An 8298-nucleotide genomic window follows, 5' to 3' on the forward strand; every position below is an offset into this window, starting at 1 on the left:
CGGCCTGGGGCTGCTCGGACGGATCGTTTGCCGGAACTTCGCCTTTTTCGATCAGTTCTGTGAGATCGATGATCTGGTCATCGGTTTCAGCGGTGTTCTTGGCAACCATGCGCCACCTCATGGGGTTATGTGCAGCGGCCAAAGGCCGGAGTCATGCAAAATACATCGTTTCATACTGCAAAAACGACAGATTTTCGTATCAGTTTATGGCAAAAGACGCAAATAGGACAAAACTCTTTGCGCCAGAATTGCCTTCTGCCGCGATTTTGCAAAAAAAGTCGGGCGGGGAAACAGTCAGGAACTGTTGTCGTCAGTGGCAAGATCGGCAAGCCAACAAAAAAGCCGCCCAGAGGCGGCTTTTGGAGCAAGGCAGCTAACCAGGCCTACGGATGGCACTTGGACTTGGCGCAGGCGGTCAGATCTTTCTTGAGTTCGGGCTTTTCTTCCACAACCTTGGAGTGGCAGCCGATGCAGTTGTTGTGCTTGAGTTCTTTCTTGGTGTGCACAACATAGTACAGGCTCTTTTCGCCCTGCTTGCCCGCGAGGTCGTCGTGGCAACCGGAGCTGCCGCACTTGGCAAAGCTTTCCTTGCCGTCAACCTGATGGTGGCAGGTAACACATTCAACCTTGGCATGCACAGCGTGCGGGAACATAACGGTCTTTTGGGAACCCTTGAATTCCAGCGGTTTGTCAGGAGCGGCGGGCGCTGCAAGCGCGGGCAGGGCCAGGGCAAACACCATGATACAGGTAAGAACCAGAACTTTCTTCACGGCAGACCTCCTTTTGTGCGGCAGATGAGAACAAATTGGTGTGATTTTACGGCCCTCATTACGGTAAGTCAATGACTATGGAAAAATGACATTCCAACTATTTTGATAAGTTACCGAGATTGGAACTCTTTTTTCGCGCATAGCCTCTGGGGGTGAGCATGAAGTTCCCCAACGCCCGGCTTTCTGCATTGCCGATGATGAGCAAGGAGAGCATGTCGACCTGTTCCGGGTCGAACTGGTCAAGGCGGAACACTCGGGTTTCTTCACCGGGGCGAAAGGCCTTGCGCACAAGCCCTACAGGGCAGTGCGGCGCGCGGAATTGCCGGGCAATTTCAAGAGCCTGTTCCAGATGGTGGGGCCGCCCCTTGGAACGGGGATTATAGATGGCGCAGACAAAATCGGCCTCAAGGGCCGCGTGGAGTCTGCGTTCAATGGTTTCCCACGGCGTGAGCAAGTCGCTCAGGCTGATGCAGGCAAAATCGTGCATCAGGGGAGCGCCCAGCAGGGCTGCCGCCGCGCAGACCGCCGGAACGCCCGGCACAACATTGAAGGGCACGCTGCCCACAAGGCCCCGGCTTTCGAGAATTTCGAGAGCCAGACCAGCCAGAGCATAGATGCCGGGGTCGCCAGAGCAGACAAGGGTCGTTGGCTGGCCTGACAGGGCCGCGTCCACCGCAGCAGCGCAGCGTTCTTCCTCGTGCCGCATGCCGGTACTGATGCACTGCTTGCCTGCCAGCAGTTCCGGCGGCACCAGTTCCATGTAGAGGCTGTAGCCAGCCACGCAGGATGCATTTGCTATGGCCGTGCGGGCCTGAGGGGTAAGACACGCGGCATCGCCGGGGCCGAGGCCGACAACATGTAGACTGGCTGGGTTCATCGTTCAATCCTGTCCGAGATGGCGAAGGCCAGAGTCAACTGGCCTTGCTCGATAGTTTTGGGGAGGAGCAGACGGGGCGCGCCCGCCGGAAAAATCTGCGCTGCCGCCACCAGGGCCGCGGCCTCGCAAACGCTGAAAGGCGGCTGGTTAAAGCGCCTGCCAGCCGCTGTGGACGGATTGGGCGTTGGGCAGCGTGCGAGATCGACGGCTTCAAAGCCATGCAAAGGAACGCCCATCCGCTCGGCAAGGGCCATCAGGGCGGGTTCCTGTAATTTTTCCTTCACGGTCGCCAGCGCAGCCACAGCCAGAGGTTCAAGCCCTTGGGCCGCCAGCAGCTTGCGCGTGGCGGTTTCCACCATATCGCCGGGCGCGTTTTTGCGGCAGCCCAGACCTATCACCAGCCGGGGAACAGCCACACGCAGGATTGCGGGGCTCGGTGCAAGCTCGCGCCAGTGCGCCGCAACCAGGGGGCCGAGGTGTTCTGGCGGCGTGGCATCGGCCTCCCCTGCGGGCAGGCGTTGCAATTGGGGATGATCCGGCACGGCATGGCAGGGATCCCAAAGCCCCAGGCTTTCCCCTTCGATCATGGCGGCCTGCGCTGCGGGCAGGCGGTTCCAGTCCACGGGGAGCAGCCCAGCGTCGCGTAGGAGCATATCCAGCGCAGGAGCGGCCTTGCGGGGCTGATTTGTCCCTGCTCCGGGCGCATTGGAGGCTGTGTCCGATGCCGTGGTGATAACTGCCGTTGCACCGAGCAGATGGGCCACATGGCTGGCCAGTTCGTTGGCTCCGCCCCAGTGGCCGGAGAGCAGGCTTATAACGTGCTGCCCCGCAGGATCAAGTACGATTACAGGGGCATCGGTGCTCTTGTGCGCCAGCAGGGGGGCAAGCGCGCGCACGGCTATGCCCGCTGCGCCGATGAAGGCATGCGCCGAAAAATTTTTATAGGTTGCCGTCAGCAGGGAGCCGATTTTTTCAAAAGGCGTAACCCCCGCAGGGCAAAAACGCGATGGGGCGAAAATTTCCACGCGGGACAGGCCGGAGGGTTTGCCGTGGCCCGGGTGCTCTGATGGCTGGGCCGGACGCGCGGGATGCTGGAGTTGACCGGGCAGGCCCCACGGTTTGATCGCAAGGCAGTCCGCCAGACGCTGCGCCAGAGGCAGGGCAGACTGGCTGAGCGCATAGCAGGCAAGCGCGGTGATTCGGCGGGGACTGTGCAAGGGGCCTCCCTCGGCGGCCTGTCTGGTGACGCGCGGCCACAGGGATACGGGCGGATGCCGCTGCGTGGAAAGAGTAAAGAAGGGAACCCCGCATGCGGGGTTCCCTTCTTGCTGTTTCGACTTAAAAAATGACCTTGCGGGCAGCGTCCAGAGCCTTGTTGAAATCCTCGTCCGTGTGGACAAAGGAGACCATGCCCGTCTCGTAGCCGGAAGGCGCAAGATAGATGCCGTGAGCGCGCATCTGCTTGTAGAACGTGGTGAAAAGCTTCTGATCGCACAGCGTGGCGCTGGCAAAATCCGTAACTTCCTGCTCGCTGAAATAGGGGCAGAACATGGAGGCAAGGGTGGGCATCTGGATCGGTACGCCCTTGGATGCCAGAATGTCGCGCAACGCCATGGCAAAGGCGTGGGTGCGCTTCTCAAGGGCCGCGTAGTCGGCGGTTTTGAGGTAGCGCAGGGTGGCTATGCCGGCAGCCATTGCCAGCGGGTTGCCCGAAAGCGTGCCCGCCTGATACACGCCGCCTCTGGGCGCGATGAGTTCCATGTAGCGGCGCTTGCCGCCAAAGGCGCCCACAGGCAGGCCGCCGCCAATGATCTTGCCAAAGGTGGTGAGGTCGGGATCTATGCTGAAACGGGCCTGCGCGCCGCCAAAGGCCGCGCGAAAGCCGGTGATGACTTCGTCAAAAATGAGCAGGCTGCCGTACTGGTCGCAGACGGCGCGCAGGCCTTCAAGAAAGCCGGGCTTGGGCAGCACAAGGCCCATGTTTGCGGCCACAGGCTCCACAATGATGGCGGCAATGCCCGCGCCGTGCTGTTCAAAGATGGCCTTGACGGCATCAAGGTCGTTGTAGGGCGCAAGCAGGGTGTCGGCCACAACGGCTGCGGGCACGCCGGGAGTGCCGGGAATGGAGAACGTGGCAAGGCCGGAACCCGCGGCGGCGAGGAAGGGATCTGCGTGGCCGTGGTAACAGCCCACAAACTTGAGCACCTTGTCTCTCTTGGTGGCGGCGCGGGCCAGGCGCAGGGCGCTCATGGTGGCCTCTGTGCCGGAGTTGACCATGCGCACCATTTCAAGGCTGGGCATGGCGGCGACCACTTCTTCGGCCAGGGTTACTTCTGCCGGACAGGGAGCGCCGTAGCTGGTGCCGCGTTTGGCGGCCTCGCACACGGCCCGGGTGACGGAAGGCTCGTCATGCCCAAGGATCATGGGCCCCCAGGAGAGTACAAAGTCGACATACTCATGGCCGTCCACATCCGTAATCCGGCAGCCGTGAGCTTCGGCTATGAACAGGGGCTGGCTGTCCACGTTGTGGCAGGCGCGCACAGGGCTGTTGACGCCGCCGGGAATAACAGCGCAGGCCTTTTTAAAAAGCTGCCGAGAAGTGGTATCCATCAAAGGCTCCTTGTATCAGGCAAAATAGGTCATGGAAATTTTTTTCAGTTCCTTGAGGCTGCGCAGCACGGCATGCTCGCGCAGCAGGGTATCACGCTTGAGGTCTTCCACCACGCCAAGGCACTCGGCCTCGCTGCGGCCATGAATCATGGTGTAGAGCTCATACGGCCAGTCGGGCGCGGAACTGGGGCGGTAGTAGACATGAGAGATATGGTTGTGCAGGGCGGCCTGCTCGCCGCACTGTTCCACCAGATCAGCATCGATCTTCCAGGCAACCATGGCATTGTGCGTCCAGCCGGTTTTCTGGTGTTTGATGCTGGCTCCAAAACGGCGGATTGCCCCGGATTCCTTGAGCGAACCGAGCAGCTCAAGCACCTGGGCTTCTGTCATTCCTGCCTTTTCGGCAATATCTGCGTAGGGCGTGAGCGAATCAGGCAGGTTGTCCTGCACGATGCGCAGCACGGCTTGCTCTGCGGGGGTAAACTGACGGCTCATGAATTCTCCGGTACTATGGGCTGAGGCGCTGCCTGCGGCAGGTGGGGTACATGCCGCAAGCACGGCCCCCGGGCCGTTTGCGAACCAGGGGCCGTTGCAGCAGAAGCGGATTATCTTTCTAGCGCATTGACAATAGTATTCTGCTTTAGCGCGAAAAAGAACGCGCAAACAGGTCTTGAATGGCGATGCGGCCATTGTCTTCAAGAAAACGCGTGCCGGTGGCGGCAAAATGGGCATGGGTGATCATGGGTTCGTCTGTCTGGGTCCAGTTGTCTTTATCCCAGGAAAGCCAGGCATTCTTGGGCTGATCAAAAACAAGCAGGGGCTTGTTGCAGATCTTGGCAAATTCGGCCCCCCACCCGGTGCCGCCCTTGACGGTGCCGTCAGGCTGGACTGCGCCGATAACGATGATCTGCTCGCCGCTGCTGACCTGCCAGCAGATGGACTGCAAAACTTTGCGGAAAAGGGGTGCGCGCGTATATTCGCGGCTCATGAGACGCGAAACGTAGGTCAGGCTGACATCCTTGAGGGCCAGTTCTTCAGAGGTGAGCACCCGCACGCCGCGCGTACGTTCGATCTGGTGACCTTCAAAGCTGTAGTTTACTTCTTCCATACCCCAGCTTTCGGCCAAAGCGCCGAAGAACTGCTCTGTTCCTGCGGCGCCGCCGCTGTAAAGCACACACTGGTTGGGGGTAAGCATGGATGCCCTCCTCAAAGGATTGTTGCGCCGGACAAGGGTATAAGGGCCAAAAAAACCGGCAGAAGCTTCGTGAACATCATGGCAAAATTTGCAGCAGTCGGCAAGGCAGGCCCGCAAAGAAAAGCGCCGCAACCGGAATGCGTTGGCATTCGCAGTCGCGCGCCGCAAAATAAGATGCCCTGCAATGCCGTGTTGCTTTTGTGGGTGTGGTTTACAAGTTCATTGAGCCTGCCCGCCCGGGAAATATCTGTTCCGGGCGGGCAGGCTGTTTGATGACCGCTGAAGGCTAACGCTGCCCCATGTCAGGCCTTGCCGCACCGCCTTGGTGGGGACAGGGCGCGCTTGCGGTGATTAATGCGCCGTGGGCTTGAAAGCTCCAAGGCCGGTTTCAGACCGGATTTTCTGGTCGGCAAAAGCCTCCCTTTCTTTCTGCGCCTGCGGGGACTGATCGCATATGGACACTACCCAGATGCACAAAAAGGCCAGCGGCATGGAAAAAATGGCCGGGGAGGAATACGGAAAGGGTGCGGAGCCTGGCGGATTGCCCAAGGTTGCCACCCACACGGCATCCGAGAGCATGGTCATGACCAGCGCGGCCAGCAGGCCCGCAACCCCCCCGGTAACAGCCCCTCTTGTGGTGCAGCCCTTCCACAGCACCGAAAGGATCAGGGCCGGAAAGTTGGCCGAAGCCGCAATGGCAAAGGCCAGAGACACCATGAAGGCCACGTTCTGTTTTTCAAACACTATGCCCAGAAACATGGCGATAATGCCGAGGGCCACGGTTGTCAGCTTGGATATCTTAAGCTCCTCGCTGGAACTGGCCTTGCCCTTTTTGAGGGCAGAGGCGTAGAGGTCGTGCGCCACGGCGGACGCGCCGGAAAGCGTCAGCCCCGCCACCACGGCCAGAATTGTGGCAAAGGCCACCGCCGACATGAAGCCAAGAAAGATATTGCCGCCAATGGCGTTGGCCAGATGCACGGCAGCCATGTTGCCGCCACCGCGCAAAACGCCGTTTGCATCGAGGAATTCGGGATTGGTGCTCACAAACACTATGGCCCCGAAGCCGATGATGAAGGTCAGAATGTAGAAATAGCCGATCCATGTGGTTGCCCAGAGCACGCTTTTTCTGGCTTCCCTGGCGTCCGGCACGGTAAAAAAGCGCATCAGGATGTGCGGCAGCCCAGCAGTGCCGAACATGAGGGCAATGCCGAGCGAGATGGCCGAAACGGGGTCTTTGACAAAGCCGCCCGGCCCCATGATGGCCACGCTTTTTTTAATGCCCACAGCGGCGGTGAAAAGTTTTTCGGGGCTGAAACCATACTGGGCCATAACCATAAAGGCCATGAACGAGGCCCCGCCGAGCAGCAGGCAGGCCTTGATGATCTGCACCCACGTGGTCGCCGTCATACCGCCAAAAAGCACATAGGCCATCATGAGCAGGCCCACGATAACCACCGCATAGTGGTAATCAAGCCCGAAGAGCAGCTTGATGAGCTGCCCCGCGCCCACCATCTGGGCAATAAGGTAGAACAGCACCACAACCAGGGTGCCAGATGCGGCAAAGATGCGCACAGGCACCTGCTGGAGCCTGTAGGCCACCACATCGGCAAAGGTGAAGCGCCCAAGATTGCGCAGGCGCTCCGCCAGCATGAAGGTTATGAGCGGCCAGCCCACCTGAAAGCCGATGGCATAGATCAGGCCGTCAAAGCCCGTCGCCATGACGGCGGCTGAAATGCCCAGAAAGGAGGCCGCAGACATAAAGTCGCCCGCGATGGCAAGGCCGTTCTGAAAGCCCGTGATGCCGCCGCCTGCCGTGTAAAAATCCGCAGCGGAGCGAGTGCGCTTGGCGGCCCACTTGGTTATCCACAGCGATGCACCGACAAAAATGGTGAACATGATGATGGCTGTCCAGTCGGTGTTCTGCTTTTGCGTTTCTTCTATAACTCCTGCCGCCAGAGCAATACCGGGCAGCAGGACGACAAGAAGAGCCATGAAAAATATTGAGGCGGTGATGGCTGGGGCGGGTTTATGTCGCCCGAATTTATGGCCGGATGTGCAAGCGCTTATTCCACTCATGACTGCACCTCTTTTTCAAGAATCTGCTTGAGCGCAGGGTCAAATTCGTTGTTGGCCTTGCGAACATAGACCGCCGTAAGCACAACGGTCAGCAGGATGATGCCGATGCCCAGGGGAATGCCCCAGGTCGTTGTCATTCCTGCTGCAAGAGGTGTGGCAAAGAGCTGTTTGTCAAAGGCGACAACCAGAATAAAACCGTAATACGCGGCAAAAACCACAAGCGTGAGACGCCAGCCAAGGGCGTTGCGCGTCTTGATCAAGTGCTGGTATTGCGCATTTTTTTCTATTCGTTGCGTCAGTTCTGAGGCCATTGTTCCCTCCTCGCATACTTTTGTCCGCAATGTCTTTTGCGCAGACATTGGACGTTATGGGAGCCTGTGTGCGCCGTATCCGCGCGATTGCAGCGCCAGATACATCATGGCGGCTGTTATGGCGTCGTTCATGGCATCGTGCCTTGGCAGCGTGGGCAGGCGAAGGTTTCTGACCATCGTTTCCCATCGCAGATCAATGTAGGCGCCAGGATATTGCGCAAATCGCCAGTCGTAATAGCGGCCTGAAACCTCTATGCGACTGTTTGGCAATGCTGCCCCCATCAGTGGCCTCAAGTTTTTGTTCAACACTGCAAGGTCGTATTGCAGATAATAGCCCACCAGTGTTCTGCCTCTGACAAACTGAAGAAAAGCCGACAACACATCCTGAAGCGGCAGACCCGTGCTGAAATCACACGGGCGCAACCCGTGCACGCGCACATTCTGCCCGTCAGGGGCATG

9 protein-coding genes are annotated in these 8298 nt (G+C 59.2%); all 9 read right to left on the bottom strand.

Annotated features, from left to right (window positions below):
* Nucleotides 1–383: 383 nt before the first annotated feature.
* Nucleotides 384–770, bottom strand: coding sequence for a cytochrome c3 family protein (locus tag VEZ52_RS03090; protein WP_324835484.1), 387 nt, complete (start codon nucleotides 768–770; stop codon nucleotides 384–386).
* Between the two features lie 97 nt (nucleotides 771–867).
* Nucleotides 868–1647: a precorrin-3B C(17)-methyltransferase gene (gene cobJ / locus VEZ52_RS03095; RefSeq protein WP_324835485.1), complete on the bottom strand. Its 780-nt coding sequence runs from the start codon at nucleotides 1645–1647 to the stop codon at nucleotides 868–870.
* The gene (locus VEZ52_RS03100; protein ID WP_324835486.1) at nucleotides 1644–2864 is read right to left on the bottom strand and encodes a cobalt-precorrin 5A hydrolase; all 1221 of its coding nucleotides are present in this window, start codon (nucleotides 2862–2864) and stop codon (nucleotides 1644–1646) included. Before VEZ52_RS03100 ends, cobJ begins: the two co-directional genes overlap by 4 nt.
* 121 nt (nucleotides 2865–2985) lie before the next feature.
* Nucleotides 2986–4257, bottom strand: coding sequence for a glutamate-1-semialdehyde 2,1-aminomutase (gene hemL, locus VEZ52_RS03105; protein WP_324835487.1), 1272 nt, complete (start codon nucleotides 4255–4257; stop codon nucleotides 2986–2988).
* Between the two features lie 15 nt (nucleotides 4258–4272).
* Nucleotides 4273–4752 (bottom strand): Lrp/AsnC family transcriptional regulator, encoded by a 480-nt coding sequence (locus VEZ52_RS03110; protein ID WP_324835488.1) that lies wholly within the window; start codon nucleotides 4750–4752, stop codon nucleotides 4273–4275.
* A gap of 145 nt (nucleotides 4753–4897) precedes the next feature.
* Nucleotides 4898–5452 carry a hypothetical protein gene (locus tag VEZ52_RS03115; protein WP_324835489.1) on the bottom strand — a complete coding sequence of 185 codons (555 nt, stop codon included), beginning with the start codon at nucleotides 5450–5452 and terminating at the stop codon, nucleotides 4898–4900.
* Between the two features lie 351 nt (nucleotides 5453–5803).
* The gene (locus VEZ52_RS03120) at nucleotides 5804–7444 is read right to left on the bottom strand and encodes a cation acetate symporter (RefSeq protein WP_324835490.1); all 1641 of its coding nucleotides are present in this window, start codon (nucleotides 7442–7444) and stop codon (nucleotides 5804–5806) included.
* Between the two features lie 80 nt (nucleotides 7445–7524).
* Nucleotides 7525–7839, bottom strand: coding sequence for a DUF485 domain-containing protein (locus tag VEZ52_RS03125; protein ID WP_240825509.1), 315 nt, complete (start codon nucleotides 7837–7839; stop codon nucleotides 7525–7527).
* 54 nt (nucleotides 7840–7893) lie between these two features.
* Nucleotides 7894–8298: exonuclease domain-containing protein (locus tag VEZ52_RS03130; protein ID WP_324835491.1), on the bottom strand; the 405-nt coding region annotated here is incomplete at its 5' end.

Origin of the sequence: Desulfovibrio sp., from assembly GCF_035644575.1 — a bacterium.
Lineage (GTDB): Bacteria > Desulfobacterota > Desulfovibrionia > Desulfovibrionales > Desulfovibrionaceae > Desulfovibrio.

Coding starts and splice junctions, on each gene's coding strand:
- cobJ (WP_324835485.1), bottom strand. CDS start 1,647: ATGAACCCAGCCAGTCTACATGTTGTCGGCCTCGGCCCCGGCGATGCC.
- hemL (WP_324835487.1), bottom strand. CDS start 4,257: ATGGATACCACTTCTCGGCAGCTTTTTAAAAAGGCCTGCGCTGTTATT.
- VEZ52_RS03110 (WP_324835488.1), bottom strand. CDS start 4,752: ATGAGCCGTCAGTTTACCCCCGCAGAGCAAGCCGTGCTGCGCATCGTG.
- VEZ52_RS03115 (WP_324835489.1), bottom strand. CDS start 5,452: ATGCTTACCCCCAACCAGTGTGTGCTTTACAGCGGCGGCGCCGCAGGA.
- VEZ52_RS03120 (WP_324835490.1), bottom strand. CDS start 7,444: ATGGCTCTTCTTGTCGTCCTGCTGCCCGGTATTGCTCTGGCGGCAGGA.
- VEZ52_RS03125 (WP_240825509.1), bottom strand. CDS start 7,839: ATGGCCTCAGAACTGACGCAACGAATAGAAAAAAATGCGCAATACCAG.